This window comes from Corallococcus exercitus (genome assembly GCF_042231735.1).
GTDB lineage: Bacteria > Myxococcota > Myxococcia > Myxococcales > Myxococcaceae > Corallococcus > Corallococcus exercitus_B.
This window is the reverse complement of the sequence record NZ_CP102577.1, coordinates 4802238-4818013: the sequence shown is the minus strand read 5'-3', so window position 1 is coordinate 4818013 and position 15776 is coordinate 4802238. Positions and strand designations below refer to the sequence as shown.

The 15776-nt window shown below is 70.1% G+C and carries 15 protein-coding genes; 6 read left to right on the top strand and 9 right to left on the bottom strand.

Annotated features, from left to right (window positions below):
* Nucleotide 1: 1 nt before the first annotated feature.
* From NR792_RS18690 to NR792_RS18675, 4 genes are all read right to left on the bottom strand, one after another.
* Nucleotides 2–1567 carry a beta-ketoacyl synthase N-terminal-like domain-containing protein gene (locus tag NR792_RS18690; protein WP_375761368.1) on the bottom strand — a complete coding sequence of 522 codons (1566 nt, stop codon included), beginning with the start codon at nt 1565–1567 and terminating at the stop codon, nt 2–4.
* Between the two features lie 29 nt (nt 1568–1596).
* Nucleotides 1597–3072, bottom strand: a complete 1476-nt coding sequence (locus tag NR792_RS18685) for a hypothetical protein (RefSeq protein WP_375761367.1) — start codon at nt 3070–3072, stop codon at nt 1597–1599.
* A gap of 82 nt (nt 3073–3154) precedes the next feature.
* Nucleotides 3155–3862, bottom strand: coding sequence for a hypothetical protein (locus tag NR792_RS18680; RefSeq protein WP_375761366.1), 708 nt, complete (start codon nt 3860–3862; stop codon nt 3155–3157).
* A 27-nt stretch (nt 3863–3889) separates the two neighbouring features.
* A complete protein-coding gene (locus NR792_RS18675) occupies nt 3890–4177 on the bottom strand; it encodes a molecular chaperone DnaJ (RefSeq protein ID WP_375761365.1) in 288 nt (95 codons plus the stop codon).
* A gap of 56 nt (nt 4178–4233) precedes the next feature.
* Here NR792_RS18675 and NR792_RS18670 point away from each other — a divergent pair, with 56 nt between their 5' ends.
* From NR792_RS18670 to NR792_RS18655, 4 genes are all read left to right on the top strand, one after another.
* Entirely contained in the window at nt 4234–4992 is a 759-nt protein-coding gene (locus tag NR792_RS18670; RefSeq protein WP_206789459.1) for a DUF4159 domain-containing protein, read from the top strand.
* Nucleotides 4993–5017: 25 nt separating this feature from the next.
* Complete coding sequence (locus NR792_RS18665) at nt 5018–7297, top strand: glutamine amidotransferase (RefSeq protein ID WP_375761364.1); 2280 nt, start codon at nt 5018–5020, stop codon at nt 7295–7297.
* 72 nt (nt 7298–7369) lie between these two features.
* Nucleotides 7370–7843 (top strand): hypothetical protein, encoded by a 474-nt coding sequence (locus tag NR792_RS18660; RefSeq protein WP_375761363.1) that lies wholly within the window; start codon nt 7370–7372, stop codon nt 7841–7843.
* Nucleotides 7840–8472: a PIN domain-containing protein gene (locus tag NR792_RS18655; RefSeq protein WP_375761362.1), complete on the top strand. Its 633-nt coding sequence runs from the start codon at nt 7840–7842 to the stop codon at nt 8470–8472. The genes NR792_RS18660 and NR792_RS18655 overlap by 4 nt, the downstream gene beginning before the upstream one ends.
* A gap of 64 nt (nt 8473–8536) precedes the next feature.
* On the opposite strand, the gene NR792_RS18650 is transcribed toward NR792_RS18655, so the two are convergent.
* The 3 genes from NR792_RS18650 to NR792_RS18640 all read right to left on the bottom strand — a co-directional run bounded on the left by NR792_RS18650 (nt 8537) and on the right by NR792_RS18640 (nt 11659).
* A complete protein-coding gene (locus NR792_RS18650) occupies nt 8537–9094 on the bottom strand; it encodes a superoxide dismutase family protein (RefSeq protein ID WP_375761361.1) in 558 nt (185 codons plus the stop codon).
* Nucleotides 9095–9205: 111 nt separating this feature from the next.
* Nucleotides 9206–10783 carry an N-6 DNA methylase gene (locus NR792_RS18645; RefSeq protein ID WP_375761360.1) on the bottom strand — a complete coding sequence of 526 codons (1578 nt, stop codon included), beginning with the start codon at nt 10781–10783 and terminating at the stop codon, nt 9206–9208.
* A gap of 21 nt (nt 10784–10804) precedes the next feature.
* Nucleotides 10805–11659 (bottom strand): ion transporter, encoded by an 855-nt coding sequence (locus NR792_RS18640; protein ID WP_375761359.1) that lies wholly within the window; start codon nt 11657–11659, stop codon nt 10805–10807.
* A 152-nt stretch (nt 11660–11811) separates the two neighbouring features.
* Here NR792_RS18640 and NR792_RS18635 point away from each other — a divergent pair, with 152 nt between their 5' ends.
* Both NR792_RS18635 and NR792_RS18630 read left to right on the top strand, forming a co-directional pair.
* On the top strand, nt 11812–12576 hold the full coding sequence (locus NR792_RS18635) for a hypothetical protein (protein ID WP_375761358.1): 765 nt from the start codon (nt 11812–11814) through the stop codon (nt 12574–12576).
* Between the two features lie 75 nt (nt 12577–12651).
* The gene (locus NR792_RS18630) at nt 12652–13752 is read left to right on the top strand and encodes an alpha/beta fold hydrolase (RefSeq protein WP_375761357.1); all 1101 of its coding nucleotides are present in this window, start codon (nt 12652–12654) and stop codon (nt 13750–13752) included.
* A 105-nt stretch (nt 13753–13857) separates the two neighbouring features.
* Here the strand turns inward: NR792_RS18630 and NR792_RS18625 are convergent, their stop codons facing one another.
* Both NR792_RS18625 and NR792_RS18620 read right to left on the bottom strand, forming a co-directional pair.
* Complete coding sequence (locus NR792_RS18625) at nt 13858–15483, bottom strand: sodium/solute symporter (protein ID WP_375761356.1); 1626 nt, start codon at nt 15481–15483, stop codon at nt 13858–13860.
* Between the two features lie 12 nt (nt 15484–15495).
* Nucleotides 15496–15774, bottom strand: coding sequence for a DUF485 domain-containing protein (locus NR792_RS18620; protein ID WP_120527272.1), 279 nt, complete (start codon nt 15772–15774; stop codon nt 15496–15498).
* Nucleotides 15775–15776: the final 2 nt, after the last annotated feature.

The window sequence follows — 15776 nt, the reverse complement described above, 5'->3', positions numbered from 1 at the left end:
GCTACTTCCAGGGCCGGGAGATGACGCAGGCGTTGATGCCGCCCACGCCCATGGACAGCTTGCCCGAGCACCCCTCGGGCGCCGCCTGCTCCCTGTCGAAGACGAAGCGGCCGTGCACCTTGGCGATCTGCTTGTTGAGCTCCGGCGCGGCCAGCGGCGTGGGGAACACCTTGCCGGCCTCCGCGCCCAGGTACTGCGCCGTGAGCTCCCAGCCGCCGCCCGCGGACATGCCGTGGCCGAAGGTGCCCTTGCGCGCGGTAATCAGCACGGACTCCGGCAGCACGTCGCGCAGGTTCTGCACCTCCAGGAAGTCGCCCGGGGTGGCGGTGGCGTGCAGGTCCCAGCTGCCCACGTCCTGGGGCTGACAGCCCGCGGCGCCCAGCGCCTCGCGGATGGCCAGGGTGGGGCCTTCCTTGGACGGGGTGATGATGTGGTCCGCGTCCGCGGTGACGCCCACGGCCACGGGCTCCAGGCCCAGCGCCTTGAAGCCCTTCTGCGTGAAGTGCTCGTAGTCGCCCACCACCCACACCACCGCGCCTCCCGCGATGTGCGTGCCGCGCAGGGCGGTGAGGGGCTTGGACACGGCGGCGTCCGCGGAGATGACGCGCGCGTTGTAGAAGCCGCCCACCACCAGCGGGTTGGGCGCCGCGTCCGTCATGCCCAGCACCACGGCCTTCGCCTCGCCCAGGCGGATGGCGTTCATGGCCAGCTTCAGCCCGTAGCCGAAGGACGAGCACGCGGCCACCGGCGCGAACGTCATGCCCGTAATCTGCCCCAGCATGGACACCTGGGACGCGGGCGTGTTGTGGATGTTCCACAGCACGTTGGAGGACACGGCGTTCCACGGCGGCTCGGGCGCGTTCCACTTCTTCTGCAGCCGGCCGTTGCGCGTGCGCTTCTCCTTGATGACGGCCAGCTTGGCGGACTCCACGTCGCCCTCGTCGGGCACGCCAATGGCTTCAATCTCGCGCAGCTCCTCCAGGTACTCGCGCAGCTCCGGCGAGCGGCCGGCCCAGAAGTGCCACCAGTCGTCCTCCGCCTTGTCGCGCTCCACCTCCTCGATGGTGGAGGGCTCCGGGGGCAGGCCGGGCAGGGGCTCGCGCGTCTCGCGCCACTCGCGCAGGGCGCCGTTCCTCTCCGGGGAGGCCCAGAAGCGGTCCCAGCGGCGCTGGGCGCGGTAGAGGTCCAGGGAGATGTTCTGGATGGTGGGCAAATCCCCCAGGCCGGTGCCCACGTAGACGTGGGCCTTCGTGCCCAGCGCCTGGAGCTCTTTTTCAATGCCCGGGTTCTGCGCCAGCGACTGGATGAAGGCGCCGATGGCGTACTGCGTGGGCTGCCCCATCTTCCGCTCCAGCTGGGAGAAGCGGTTGGCGGGGAAGCGCTCGTCGATCCACGGCTTGTAGTCCGCCAGGTTGAACGTGGGCGTGCCGACGAGGAAGTTGTCCGGACCGAAGCCGTTGAAGGGGGTCAGCCAGGTCTCGGACGACTCGAGGTTCTTCGCGAAGGCCTCGATGTTGGGGGAACGCGGGGCGACCACGCCCCAGCCGAAGATTCCGACTCTGCGCACGGGTGTTTCCTCCGCCGCCCGGGGGAAGGCTACAGCGGCTGGATCTTGAGGTTGTCGAAGTGGACGCGCGTCTGCCAGCCGGAGAAACCGAAGTACTGGTTCCTCGGGCCGTAGAGGGGGGACGCGTCCTGGAGGGTGAGGAAGGGCTTGCCGTCAACTTCCCACGTCAGGAGGCCGTCCCGGCGGGTGATGCGGAAGTGGTAGCGCTGGCCGGGCACCACCGCGGCGCCGTCGCGCACGGCGCGGTCGTTGGTGTGCTCGTGCTGGCGCGCGATGACGGACTGGGTGTTGCGCCAGCCGCCGAAGATGAAGACGTAGCCGGTGGCGGTGTACTGCAGGCGCGGGTCGCCCGCGTAGAAGGAGCGGCCGTCGCCCCACGCTTCAATCTTCATGTCGCCGTCCGGGCTGTCACCCCAGGCGTCGAACTCGATGACGGCGTTCTCCGGGATGGGCTTCTTGAGCCACACCGGGCGGTTGCCCACGTTCTGCACCACCAGCGCCCCGTCCTCCAGCTTCACGGCGGCGGGGTTCGTGACGTTCCAGGCGTCGCCCAGCGTGTCGCGGTTGAAGTCGTCCTCGGAGGGGCCCGGGGGCAGGGTGGGCTCCTGCTTCGCCGCCATGGTGGCGGGCATGGAGTCCGGCGTGCCGATGCGCAGGTTGTCGAAGAACAGCTGGGACTCCCAGCCGGACAGCCCCAGCCGGTCGTGGCCCTTGCCCTTGAAGGGGAACGGGTCGTCCAGCTCCGCCACCAGCTGTCCGTCGATGGCCCACTTGAGCACGTTGCCGCGCCGCTCGATGCGCCAGTGGTACGTGCGGCCGGACTGGATGGGGGCGCCCACGCGGGACTCCACGCGCACCGCCGTGTCCCTCTTGAAGACGCCGGTGGCCACGAGGTCCGCGCCCTGGCCGCCGCCCTTCTCCGCGATGCGCGCGGCCCTGCGCTGGAGCGCGTCCAGCCCGGGCGCGTTGATGTCGCGCCGGGCGATGACGGACAGGCTGTTGTTCCACCCGCCCTGCACCAGCACGTAGCCGGAGGCCGGGTCGCGCCCGTTGCCGAACAGCTCCACGCGGATGTCGCCCTCGGGGTACTCGGGGCGCACGTCGAACTCCACCGCCACGTCGTCCGGCAGCGCGGCCTGGAGCCACAGCGGGTTGTTCTTGGGCGCGGGGCCCAGGAGCTCCCCGTTGGTCACGCGCCAGTAGGCGCCGGTGGAGAAGAAGTCGCGGGAGACGACGCCCGGGTCGTTGAAGGCCTGCTGGTAGGGCACCGTCGCGGTGACGTCCGCCTGGCCCCGGAAGAGCGCGTAGTGGATGAGCGGGAGCTGGATGAAGGCGACGGCGCCAGCGAGGACGGCCCAGCCCTTGCGGCCCATGCCGGCGGGCTTGCGCCACCCTTCATGGGGCACGGCGGGCTGGGAGGCCTCCGGGGAAGACGGGACGGTGGCCGCCGGGGGCGACCCTTCCTGCTTCTGCGTGTCCTTGTCCTTGCGGCTGGCCTGGCCCATCGATGCTCGAGGAAGGGGAGGGGGAAAGCCGGCGGAATCTACGCCCCGGCCCCCCCGGCGTAAAGGATTGCCGGGACAGGGGTTACTTGACCCCCCATCGCTTCTCGAGCGCCTGCTGCTCCGCCAGGCGCTGCTTCAGCCGCTGCTTCTCGGCCTTCTGTTGATCCGACTCCTCCGGCGAGGGGCGCACGGCGAGCTGGTACACGCTGCCCGCCAGGGCGAAGAGGAGCGCGGCGATGATGACGCCCCACGGGCGGCTGGCCACCGCCTCCACCACGCCCCCGAACTGGTGCAGCGCCGCCAGCGCGCCAATCACCAGCAGCCACGCGCCCACCACCGACGCGACGATGCCGCTCACCTGCCGGTGGAGGAAGGCGCCCACGAGGCCGCCCACGATGAAGCCCGGTCCGAAGCCGAGCAGGAAGTCGGCGGGGCCGGCAATCTGGCCCGCCACGAGCCCCAGCGGCACGCCCACGCCCACGAAGGTGACGGCGGGCGGGAAGAGGAAGCCCAGCGCCATCAGCGCCGCGGCCACCAGGGTGGGCAGGCGCGGATCCAGGTCTCCCAGGCCCAGCCGCTGGGTGACGGCGCCCGTCCACACCAGGCCCAGCACCGCGCCCACCGGGCCCGCCACGGCGCGGAACAGCTTGCCGCCGCCCGCGAGCAGCAGCACCAGCCCCACGAGCGCCACCACCCCGCCGACCCACATGGGCAACAGCCGGTAGATGCCCACCCAGCCGGAGGGGTTGAAGGACTGGTATGCCTTGAGCGCCTGGAGGAAGCCTTCCATGAAGCGCCATCCTAGCGGCAATGGCCGTCAGGAATAGCGGGTCAGGGCGAGCCCCAGCAGCACCGCCAGGATGACGGCGCCCAGGAGCGCGTACCCGTACAGGGCGCGGGGCGTGGCGGTGGCGCGCAGCAGGTCTTCCGCCCGTTCACGGTCTTCCGGGGATGGGGTGCCCGCGAGGATGCGCTCGGCGTCCTTCCGGGCACCGGCCACGTCCCCGGCGTCCTTGCGGGCCCAGGCGGCGCGCACGGCGTCCGAGCCGGGAAGCTGGCCGGGAGCGCTGGGGCCGCCGGACTCCGTCTGTCCGCCTTTCGCCATGGCGCGCGTCTATACCAGGGAATGCAGGCACCCGCCGACGGTATAAGCGGGTCCCCATGCCCGTGCGGTCCCTCTCCCGTCGAAACCTGCTCCTCGCCACGTCCGCGCTCGTCCCGCTGCTGTCCCGGCGTGCGGCCGCCTTTGGCGAGAAGAGCCGCTTCATCCCCGCGGTGGCCCGGCACGGGGGGCGCTGGGACGGCCGGCTGTCGGGCCTGCGCCGGCTCGCGTGGGAGCTGCAGCGGCGCACGTCCGTGGAGGTGGTGCCGGACGCGCGCCCGTTCGCGCTGAGCAGCCCGGACCTCTTCGAGTACCCGTTCCTCTACTTCGGGGGGGACGGGGCCTTTCCCGCGCTGAGTGACGCGGAGGTGTCCAACCTGCGCCGCTACCTGACGTACGGCGGCTTCGTGTTCGGGGACGCCAACGACGGCAGCGACGGGGACGGCTTCGACGCCAGCTTCCGCCGGGAGATGGCGCGCGTGCTGCCGCAGAGCCCGCTGAAGGAGGCGCCGGGGACGCACGTCGTCTTCAAGTCCTTCTTCCTCTTGGACGCGGCGCCGGGGCGCCTGTTGCACAAGCCGCTGCCGCTGGTGGCGAGCGTGGGCAAGCGCGCGGCGGTCATCTATTCGCAGAACGACGTGGCGGGCGCGTGGAGCCGCAGCGAGTCCGGCGACTACGAGTTCGACGTGTCCCCCGGCGGCGAGCCGCAGCGAGAGCTGGCCATCCGCCTGGGCATCAACCTGTGCATGTACGCGCTCTGCCTGGACTACAAGGACGACGCGGTGCACCTGCCCCTCATCCTCAACAAGCGGCGCTGAAGGCACTCCCCAAGCGCACGACCGAATGAACTCCCCGTCCTTCAACGCGTGGAAGCTCGTCAGCCTGTCGCCCCTGCCCGTCTGGGCCCTGGTGCTCCTGGGCGTGGGGCTGGCGCTGGGCATCGCGCTGGCGGCGTGGGGCGTGCGCCGCGAGCCGTCCCGGGGCCGCAAGCTGCTCCTGTGGGGCCTGCGCCTGGGCGCGGGCGTGGCGGCGTTCTTCTTCCTCCTGGAGCCCGGCATCCGGCACCTGCAGGTGGCGCGGATGAAGAACCGGGTGGCGGTGCTGGTGGACCGCAGTGCGTCCATGAACTTCCCGTCGGAGCCGGGCGGGCCCACGCGCAGCGCGCAGGTGGCGGCGTTCCTGGAGAAGGCGGCGCCCACGTTCGCGTCCTGGCAGGACCGCTTCACGGTGGAGGTGTACGGCGTGGATCCGGAGCTCGCTCCGGTGACGGCCGCGCAGCTGGCCCAGGAGCCCGCGCGGGCGGGCACGACGGACCTGCTCGCCGCGCTGAGGTCCGCGGCGTCCGGCGGGCAGGGGTCGCGCAAGCTGTCCGGCGTGCTCCTGTTCAGCGACGGCGCGGACAACACGGAATTGAAGGCCGGCGCGGTGGGCCGGGCGCGGGCCGCGCTCACGGACCTGGGCGTGCCGGTGTCCACGTTCCTGGTGGGCCAGGAGGCGCTGAAGGACCTGTCGGTGGAGGGGCTGAAGGTGGATGACTTCGCCTTCGTGCGCAACTCGCTGACGGTGGAGGTGGAGATCCACGGGCGCGGGTTCTCCGGGCAGGACATCCCCGTCGTCTTGAGCCAGGAGGGCAAGACGGTGGCGAGCAAGCTGGTGCGGATGACCTCCGGCGATGACGTGAAGCCGGTGTCGTTCACCTTCACGCCGGACCAGACGGGGCGCTTCGTCTACACGGTGACGGTGCCCACGTTCCCGGATGAGGCGGTGAGCGACAACAACAGCCGCTCGTTCACGCTGAAGGTGATTCGCGACCGCGTGCGCGTGCTGCTGGTGGTGGGGCGGCCGTCGTGGGACGAGCGCTTCCTGCGCGGGCTGCTCAAGCAGGACGCGAACGTGGACCTGGTGTCGTTCTACATCCTGCGCACGCTGTCGGACGACCCGGGCGTGTCGAACGAGCGGGAGCTGTCGCTCATCCCGTTCCCCATGGAGGAGATCTTCGACACGAAGCTGCACACGTTCGACGTCGTCATCTTCCAGAACTTCGGTTACTCGGACCCGTCGCTGTCCATCGCGGAGTACGAGCGCAACCTGGAGCGCTACATCCACGAGGGTGGCGCGTTCGTGATGATTGGCGGCGACAGCGTGCTGGGTGAAGGGCGCGCGGCCATGCCCACGCTGATGGAGGCGCTGCCGGTGGAGGCGGCGGGGCCCGCGAACGCGGATCCGTTCAAGCCCCGGCTCACGCCGGAGGGCCTGCGGCACCCGGTGACGTCCATTGGCACGGGCGCGGCGAGCACGGAGGGCACGTGGGGGGAGCTGGCTCCCATTCCGGGCGCGAACCTGACGCGGGCGCGGCCGGGGGCGACGGTGCTGATGGACCACCCGTTCATGACGGTGGACGGGAAGAACGCGCCGCTCGTGTCGGTGTGGGACTACGGGCGGGGCCGGGCGATGGTGGTGGCGACGGACGCGACGTGGTCGTGGGCGTTCACGGCGCACCGGACGGGCTCACCGAACCGCGCGTATGACCGCTTCTGGGGCAATGCGCTGCGGTGGCTGGTGCGGGACCCGGACCTGACGACGCTGAAGGTGACGGCGGATCCTCCGTCGGTGGAGCCGGGGCGTCCGGTGGGCGTGGTGGTGCAGGCGCGGATGGCGGACTACCAGCCGGCGGAGGCCGCGCAGGTGCGGGTGGAGCTGTTCTCCGTGGCGACGCAGAAGCCGGTGGCGGTGCAGACGGGCACGACGGGGGCGGACGGCGTGGTGCGGCTGGAGTTCGCGCCGCCGGCGCCGGGGCCGTACAAGCTGCTCGCGTCGGCGAAGAAGGGCGAGACGGACCTGGGCAAGGGCGAGGACGCGGTGGCGGTGCGCGCGGTGGGCCCGGAGCTGTCGGACGCGTCGGTGCGGCCGGAGCTGATGGAGCAGATCGCCAGCGTCACGGAGGGCAAGGCGTACAAGCTGCCGCGTGACGGCATGCCGGACGTGCCGCTGTTGGATCCGCCGGTGGTGGAGGTGGGGCGCGCGAAGGACCAGCCGCTGTGGGACCGCTGGTACTACCTCGTGGCGCTCATCGCGCTCCTGGGCGCGGAGTGGTTCGCACGGCGGCGCTTCGGGTACGTGTAGCCGGGGCTGCGGGCCCCTGTGTTCCTGGCAGTCTCATTGCGACCGTGTCAGAGCGCTCCTTACGATGGAGGAATGATGCACTCGTCCTCAGACCCCTACGCGCAAGGTCGGTCCAGGTTCGATTTCGCGGTCTACGACCCGGCCGGACGCCTGCGGGTGCAAATCGAAGCCAAAGCAAACCCTCGCGCCACGCGGTCCTGGGCAAAACAGTTCTGGAACGACCTTGAAGAGGTGGAGCGGCGCCCGTCTGCGAAGCTGTTCGTTCTGGTCACTCCGCTGTGGTTGTTCGTCTGGGACGTGCCCAAGGTGAAGAGCGGAGCGCCCACCCAGACGATTGATGCCAAGGAACTCCTGGAGCCCTACTTCACGCGCGCCGAGATCATTCCAACCGAGATTCATCCCGACGCGTTCGAAATGCTGGTGTCGTGGTGGCTCCACGACCTGGCATCCAGGGGAAAGAAGAAGCAGCCTCCTTCCTCATTATCCCGAACGGGCCTTCCGCAAGCCCTTGCGGAAGGCAAGGTGCTCAGGGAGGCAGTGGATTGAGGGTCTTCGTCGAGACGAACTTCGTTCTGGAGATGGCTTTCGAGCATGCGCAATCCCAGGCTTGCGAAGGATTGGTTCGGCATGCCGAAGCAGGAGACATCCAGCTCGTCATTCCGGCCTTCTGCTTCATTGAGCCAGCAGATACCTTGCGCCGCAGGATTCACGCCCACAAGGAACTACAAGGCAGGCTTGAGGAGGAGCAACGGAGCCGGCGCGACACCGCCAGCTTCACTGAAGCCCAGGGCCAAGCGTGGGATGTGGTTATCGGTTCGCTGGTGAAGAGCACGCAGGAGGCTCGTTCACGTGTGAAGTCGATTCGTGCCCGGTTGCTCAACTGCGCGGAGGTCGTGCCGGTCAGTGGCGACGTCATCACTCGCGCGGCGAGCTTCCAGCAAGAGAACATTGACCTGCATTTTCCAGATGCGGTGGTCCTCGCCTCCGTGATGACCCGGCTGACGGAGGACACGGACTCCGCTCGGCCCCCGTCGGTCTTCCTGAATCGAAACAAGACTGATTTCAGTGCCGGCGGTATCAAACGGGCGTTGAAGGAACGGCACTGCAGGTTGATCACGAGTTTCGATGACGGGCTCAGCGCGATCCGGGCAGGACTTCACTTCAAGCCGGCATGATGCACCGGCAGGAGCGACGCCCGCCCTGCTGACAGAGGGCGGGCATCACCCGGGCCGGAAGTGCCTACTCCGACTTCTCCACCACGCCGCAGGCGATGCGGCCGCCGGCGTCGCCGGTGGGGTCGGTGCGGTAGTCGTCCAGCTTGGCGTGCACCATGACGGCGGAGCCGTCCTTGTCGAGCAGCGACTTCACCTTCAGGTCCGCGACGAAGAAGTCGAACCGCACCTTGCCTTCCTGGGGGACGTAGAGGTTCGGCAGGTCACCGGCGTGCTGCCCCTTGGGCGACAGCGCGCCGTGCTGCTTCTTCGTCGGGTTGAAGTGGCCGCCCGCCGTCTTGAACTCCGGCGCCTCGCACTTGCCCGTCTCGTGGATGTGGAAGGCGTGCTCGCCCGCGGGCAGGTTCATCAGCGTGCCCTTCACCAGCACGCCCTTGGGCGCCTGCTCCATCGTCACCTCGCCCACGTCCTTGCCCTGCGCGTCCTTCAGCATCGCCTTGACCGTCTCGCCCTTCTTGAGGGCGGGCTTCGTGCCCGCGTCCGCGGGGGCCGGCGTCCCGGCGTCCTGGGCCAGGGCGGGCGTGGTGAAGAGGACGGCGGAAATCAGCAGGGGACGGATCGTCATGTCTTGGAGACTCCAGGAATGGGGTTACCCAGCGGCGCGGGACACTACCCGCCGCACGCCCTGCTCGCTGGAGAATGTCCACCCCGGCGCGCGGCCGGTGATGGGGAGTCATCACTCCGGCAGCGGTCCCTCCAACGGCACCGGCACCACCCGGGACGCTCCGAACGCGGGCGCCCACACCCGCTGCACCGCCGCCCCGTTCAGGAAGCGCATCACCGCGCGGAAGGCCGCCTCCGGGCCCCCCAGCCCTTCCGCCCAGGCGCTTCCCCGAGGCGACAGGTTCGGCACCAGCGGGCCCAGGGAGTCGCGGGACGTCGCGCCTCGGGTGATGCCCAGGCCCTCGTCCCGCACGCGCTGGGGAACGTACAGCGGCGCGAACCGCGCGTGGCGGTGGTCGTGCACGCAGCCGGGCTCCTCCAGCAGCGCCGCGGACAGGGGCAGCTCGCGCACGTTGAACAGCAGCTTCACCGCGTCCTGGTGCGGATCATACGGACCGCGCAGCCGGTGGTCGCCGCGCGGAATCAGCCGCCGGTCCAGGTAGCAGAACGCCTTCGCCTCCGGGGGCAGCGCGCCCCGGTGCCTCGCGCCGCCGTAGCGGAAGAACGGGCGCACGTGGCTTGCGTCCACCTCCAGCGCCGGCCCCTGCTTCAGCGCGCGCAGCTTGGGCAGCAGCGCGGGCTCCAGGCTGTACTCCCGCGCGAAGTCCTCCAGCGTGTCCTCGGTCGCGGCACAAAAGGCGTGCAGGCGCGCGAGCAGCCGCTCCCGGTCCGCGTCCACCAGCAGCTCGTCGAAGCGCGTCTTCACCCCGGGCAGGCTCACCGGGATGAGCGTGGTGAGCAATTCGCCCCGCGCCCGCCAGTCCGCGTCCAGCGCGGCGGCCTCCTGGGCGATGGGGGAGAGCCGCCACTCGGGGGGCTCGGGCGTGAAGCACTGCCCCACGCCCTTGTGCTCGTAGCGGGGCGCGGAGGCGTCCGCGCCGGACCGCGACGTCCACACCGTGATGCACGTGCGCACCTGCGTGCCCGTGAAGATGCCCGGGCCCAGGTCCACCACCTCGCGCAGGTGGAGCGCCTCCAAAAGCGCGTGGCGCAGCGGCGCGTAGATGAACGACTCCAGCAGGCTCGCGGGCGTGATGAAGGCCAGCACGCCCGGCCGGGCCGTCAGCCGCTTCATGGCGACGAGGAGGAAGAACGCGAAGTCATCCCGGAGGCTCGTGCCCGGCGGCATCGCCAGCGGCACCAGGGCGCGCAGCCGCGCGTAGCAGGCCGCGTCCTTCAGCACCGCGGACGTGCCGTTGTAGGGCGGGTTGCCCACCCATAACTCCGCGTGCCCCTCCGGCGTCCCCGCGAGCAGCGGCTCCAGCCCGCCCCGGAGCGCGTCACCCACGCGCACGTCCGCGCCCGGCACGCGGGCCTGGCACAGGCGGGCCACGCCGGCATCCAGCTCCAGGCCGCACAGCCTCGCGTCCGGGCGGTGCCGCGCGGCGGCGGCGAGGAAGGCCCCCGCGCCACAGGCCGGGTCCACCACCGTGAGCGGCCCGTCACCCAGGTGTGACAGCGCGAGCGCCAGCGTGCGCTCCACGATGGGCGCGGGCGTGTAGAACGCGCCCACCGCCTTGCGGTCGATGCCGGGGAACTGGTGGACCAGCCGTTCCTCGTCCAGCTCGGGCGTGTCGAGGGCGCGGGCCATGCCCGGTCATCCTAGACGGATTCACCCGGTGGTCCGCGAGGGGGCCCAGTCCAAGGCCGTGCCGCAGCGTTTGCAAAAGCGCGCATCCAGGTCATGACCCTGTGCGCCACAGCCGGGGCACGCCTGTGTATTCAGGGGTGGACGCGTGGCGGCAGCGAGCTCCACCGACACGATGCCCGTGGGCACCGCGATGATGCCGTAGCCCATCACCATCAGGATGGACGCGAGGAACTGTCCCGTCACCGTCTTGGGCGTGATGTCCCCGAAGCCCACCGTCGTCATCGTCACGATGGCCCAGTACATGGACCGGGGGATGCTGTCGAAGCCGTTCTCCTCGCCCTCCACCATGTACATGACGGCGCCCATGATGACGTCGATGCTCAAGACCGTGCCCAGGAAGACGATGATCTTCGGGCGGCCCGCGCGCAGCGCCGTGAGCAGCACCTCCGCCTGCCCCAGCAGGTGCCCCAGCTTGAGGATGCGGAAGACGCGCAGGAGGCGCAGCACGCGGATGACCAGCAGCGTCTGCGCGCCGGGGAACAGCACGCTCAGGAACGACGGCAGGAGCGCCATCAGGTCCACGATGCCGAAGAAGCTGCGCGCGTAGTGCAGCGGCTGGCGCACCGCGATGAGCCGCAGCACGTACTCCAGCGCGAAGAGGATGGTGAAGCCCCACTCGGCGGTGTGCAGCCAGTGGCCATAGCCCACGCGCACCTGCGCGACGCTCTCCAGCATCACCGCGACCACGCTGAACACGATGGCCCAGAGCAGGGCGATGTCGAACGCCTTCCCCGCCGGGGTGTCCGCTTCGAAGATGATGGTGTGCAGGCGGGCGCGGAAGCCGCTCGGGGGGCTCTGTTCGGACGGGCGGTTCACAGGCCGCGCAGCTTAGGCGCAATCCCCCGCGTTCCCGCCCGGGAACGTTCAGCATCTTCCCCGCCCCTGGACCGGAGGCCGCGTTGCCCGCGTCCGTTCCCGGGCCCAGCTTCCCGGGCCTCCTCCTGCGGGGAGCGGAGTCCTTCCGGCGCATGTTCCGAATCCTCGACGTCCTGCCTGTGTGGCTGCTCGCCCTGGGGGTGATGGGCCTGCTCTTCCTGAGCCTGGAGGTCGGCTACCGGCTCAGCCATCGCAAGCCGGGACTCGACGACGCCTCGGCGCTCCAGGCTTCGGTGCTGGGCCTGGTGGCGCTCCTGCTCGCCTTCTCCTTCTCCATGGCCGAGGAGCGCTACAGCCTTCGCCGCGCCCTCGTCGTCCAGGAGGCGAACGCCATTGGCACGCTCTACCTGCGCATCGGCTTCCTCCCCGAGCCCGCTCGCGGCGAGATGCGGGCCCACCTGCACCGCTACACCGACCTGCGGCTGGAGGGCTACGCGGCCGTGGGGGAGCCGGAACACTTCGCGAAGTTGCTCCGGGAATCGGATGCGCTCGGGGTCGAGCTCTGGTCTCGCCTGGAGGCCGTGGCGCCCCAGCTTCCGGCCGCGGTCCTGATGCTCACCGCCGAGGCCCTCAACGAGGTGCTGGACACCTCCGACGAGCGCCTGGCCGCGGCCCACAACCTCATCCCGACCTCCATCTTCTTCCTGTTGCTCGTCGGGATGCTCGGCTCCGGAGTGCTCCTGGGCTACCGGCCGGATGCGCACGTGCGCGGGGTCCTCTCCTGGACCCTGTTCGTGGTCATCCTGACCGCCGTGATGTTCACCCTCCTGGACCTGGACCTTCCCAACCGGGGACGCATCCGCGTGGACCAGCAGCCGCTGCGGGCGCTCCAGGAGCGGCTGCGCGCCCAGCCCTGACGCACCGCCCCGGAGCATCGTGGACCTGCCCAGGCAATAGGGGCGGGGGTCGTCCGTTCAACGGGCATGCGGACCTTGAAAGACACCTCGAAGCGCGCCTCCCTCGGCCTGCTGGGCCTGAGCCTGTCGCTCTCAGCCCTCCCGGCCGTCGCGAGGGAAGCGCCCACGCCCCAGGCCGTCATGCGCGAAGCCCGCCGCAGCGTGCTCACGGACGGCATCGAGAAGGCGGAGGCCGTGCGCATTGGCGGCATCGACCAGTGGATCTCCGTGCGGGGACGCCACAAGGACAACCCGCTGCTGCTCTTCCTGCACGGCGGGCCGGGCTTCACCTCGCTGCCCACCGCGTACTTCTACCAGGGGGAGTGGGAGGAATATTTCACCGTCGCGCACTGGGACCAGCGCGGCGCGGGCAAGACGTACGCCCTCAACCCGCCGGACAAGGTGCGCCCCACCATGACGGTGGACCGCATGGTCGCGGACGCGGAGGAGGTCGTCGCGTACCTGCGCAAGACGTACGGCAAGAAGCGCATCGTGCTCGTGGGCCACAGCTGGGGCACGGTGCTGGGCGTGCGGCTCGCGCAGAAGCACCCGGACTGGTTCGACGTGTACGTGGGCATCGGCCAGGGGGTGGACGTTCCGAAGAACGAGGTCCTGGGCTACGAGGCCACGCTCGCCGCGGCGAAGGCGGACGGCAACGCGAAGGCCATCGCGGACCTGGAGTCCATCGCTCCGTTCCCGGACCCGAAGGACCCCGCGCGCACGCTGGCCAACCTGCACAAGGAACGCCGCTGGCGCTCGCACTATGAGAGCCACGGCTGGCGCGCGCCGGACTGGCACGGCGCCCAGGTCTGGCGCTACAGCCCGGACGTCACCGACAAGGACATGCAGGCGCGCGACGAGGGCCTGGACCTGAGCCTCGCGGCGTTCTGGGGGCCCATCACCCAGCTGAACCTCACGAAGGCCAACCGCTTCGCCGTGCCCGTCGTCTTCTTCCACGGCCGGCATGACCGCACCACGTCCGCGCAGCTGCTGGAGGCCTGGTACCCCACCGTCCAGGCGCCGTCGAAGAAGCTCGTCTGGTTCGAGGACTCCGCGCACATGGTGCACGAGGAGGAGCCCGGGAAGGTGCTCGTCCACCTGGTGCAGGACGTGCTCCCGCTCACGCGCGGGAAGTAGTCACGGGGGAAAAAGAAAGGCGGAACCCGAGCCCCTTTGGAAACTCCCGGGTTCCGCCCTGTCCTCCACGCCGAGGAAGAAACCGTGGAGGACGGCCGAGCAGCCTCAAACCTTCTGCGGAGCCTCCGGGACGCCAGGAGGCACCCGTCCCGCGACCCCCGTGGGGACCGTCACGGGCGGCGTCACCACCGCGCCCACGTGCATGCGGTGCTCCACCTCCGCGAACCGCCGCGACGCCTCGTCTTCCGGCGACAGCAGGGACACCACCCAGCCCACCAGGAACGACAGCGGGATGGTGACGATGCCCGGGTTCTTCAGCGGGAAGAGGGCGGACGCGTTGCCCAGGAGCTCCACCTGCACCGTGGGCGACAGGAAGATGAGCACCACCGCGCTCAAGGAGCCCGTCAGCATGCTGGCCACCGCGCCCTTGGTGGTGAAGCCCTTCCACAGCATGGACAGCAGCAGCGCGGGGAAGTTCGCGCTCGCCGCGATGGCGAACGCCAGCCCCACCATGAAGGCCACGTTCTGGTTCTTGAAGAGGACGCCCAGGATGATGGCCAGGATGCCCAAGAGCAGGCTGGAGATGCGCGCCACCTTGAGCTGCTCCGCTTCCGGCGCGTGCCCCTTGCGCACCACGCTGGACCACAGGTCGTGCGACAGCGCCGCCGCGCCCGACAGCGTCAGGCCCGCCACCACCGCGAGGATGGTGGCGAAGGACACCGCGGAGATGAAGCCCAGGAAGCCCGTGCCGCCCACCACTTCCGCCAGCATGGGCGCGGCCATGTTGCCGCCCTTGTCCACGCCCACGATGGCCTGGCGGCCCACCAGCACGGACGCGCCGAAGCCCAGGATGAACGTCACCAGGTAGAAGAAGCCGATGAGGCCCGTGGCGTAGAAGACGCTGGTGCGCGCCGCCTTCGCGTCCGGCACCGTGTAGAAGCGCATCAGGATGTGCGGCAGGCCCGCAGTGCCGAACATCAGCGCCACGCCCAGGGAGATGGTCTCCAGGGGGTTCGACACCAGCTTGCCCGGCGCCAGCGCCTCCGGGCCGTAGCGGTTCACCGCCTCGCTGAAGAGGGCCGTGGGGCTGAAGCCGAACTTGTAGAGCACCGCGCCCGCCAGCGCCGTCGCGCCGCCCAGGAGCAGCACCGCCTTCACGATTTGAACCCACGTCGTGGCGATCATCCCGCCGAACAGCACGTAGAGGATCATCACCGCGCCCACGATGACGACGGCCGTCTCATAGGAGAGGCCGAACAGCAGGCGGATGAGGTTGCCCGCGCCCACCATCTGGGCAATCAGGTAGAAGACGACGACGGTGAGCGTGCCCACCGCGGCGGACAGGCGCACCGGGGTCTGCTTCAGCCGGTAGGCCACCACGTCCGCGAAGGTGTACTTGCCCAGGTTGCGCAGGGGCTCCGCGATGAGGAAGGTCACCACCGGCCAGCCCACCAGCCAGCCCACGGAGTAGATGAGCCCGTCGAAGCCGGACGTGGCCACGAGCCCCGCGATGCCCAGGAAGCTGGCGGCGCTCATGAAGTCACCGGCCAGCGCGAAGCCGTTCTGCGCCGCGCTGATGCCGCCACCGGCGGCGAAGAACTCGGACGTCGTCTTCGTCTTGCGCGCGGCCCAGTAGGTGATGGCCAGCGTGATGCCGACGAAGAGGAGGAAGAAGAAGATGGCCGTGGTGTTGGGCTGGCCAAGCTGCGTGCCCGCGGTCGAGGGATTCATGGGGCCTCTTTTTCAGCGGCGCAGTTCGTCGAGCGCGCGGTCGTACTTGCGGTTCGCCCACAGCATGTAGACACCCGTCAGCACCCAGGCGAGCAGGATGGTGAGCGCCCCCAGCACGATGCCGACGGACAGCCCCGGCACGAACTGGTGCCCCATCAGCGGCCGGTTGAACGCCACGAGCAGGATGAAGCCCAGGTAGGCGACGAGCATCGCCACCGTCAGCGCGCCGGCCACGCGCCAGCGCCTCGCGGCCAGCGCCTTCAGCAGGTCGTCCTTCGAATTGCCATACATCG

Excerpts from the sequence above, each read along its gene's own strand:
- NR792_RS18685 (WP_375761367.1), bottom strand. The coding sequence starts at position 3,072 with ATGGGCCAGGCCAGCCGCAAGGACAAGGACACGCAGAAGCAGGAAGGG.
- NR792_RS18680 (WP_375761366.1), bottom strand. The coding sequence starts at position 3,862 with ATGGAAGGCTTCCTCCAGGCGCTCAAGGCATACCAGTCCTTCAACCCC.
- NR792_RS18675 (WP_375761365.1), bottom strand. The coding sequence starts at position 4,177 with ATGGCGAAAGGCGGACAGACGGAGTCCGGCGGCCCCAGCGCTCCCGGC.
- NR792_RS18670 (WP_206789459.1), top strand. The coding sequence starts at position 4,234 with ATGCCCGTGCGGTCCCTCTCCCGTCGAAACCTGCTCCTCGCCACGTCC.
- NR792_RS18665 (WP_375761364.1), top strand. The coding sequence starts at position 5,018 with ATGAACTCCCCGTCCTTCAACGCGTGGAAGCTCGTCAGCCTGTCGCCC.
- NR792_RS18660 (WP_375761363.1), top strand. The coding sequence starts at position 7,370 with ATGATGCACTCGTCCTCAGACCCCTACGCGCAAGGTCGGTCCAGGTTC.
- NR792_RS18650 (WP_375761361.1), bottom strand. The coding sequence starts at position 9,094 with ATGACGATCCGTCCCCTGCTGATTTCCGCCGTCCTCTTCACCACGCCC.
- NR792_RS18645 (WP_375761360.1), bottom strand. The coding sequence starts at position 10,783 with ATGGCCCGCGCCCTCGACACGCCCGAGCTGGACGAGGAACGGCTGGTC.
- NR792_RS18635 (WP_375761358.1), top strand. The coding sequence starts at position 11,812 with ATGTTCCGAATCCTCGACGTCCTGCCTGTGTGGCTGCTCGCCCTGGGG.
- NR792_RS18625 (WP_375761356.1), bottom strand. The coding sequence starts at position 15,483 with ATGAATCCCTCGACCGCGGGCACGCAGCTTGGCCAGCCCAACACCACG.
- NR792_RS18620 (WP_120527272.1), bottom strand. The coding sequence starts at position 15,774 with ATGTATGGCAATTCGAAGGACGACCTGCTGAAGGCGCTGGCCGCGAGG.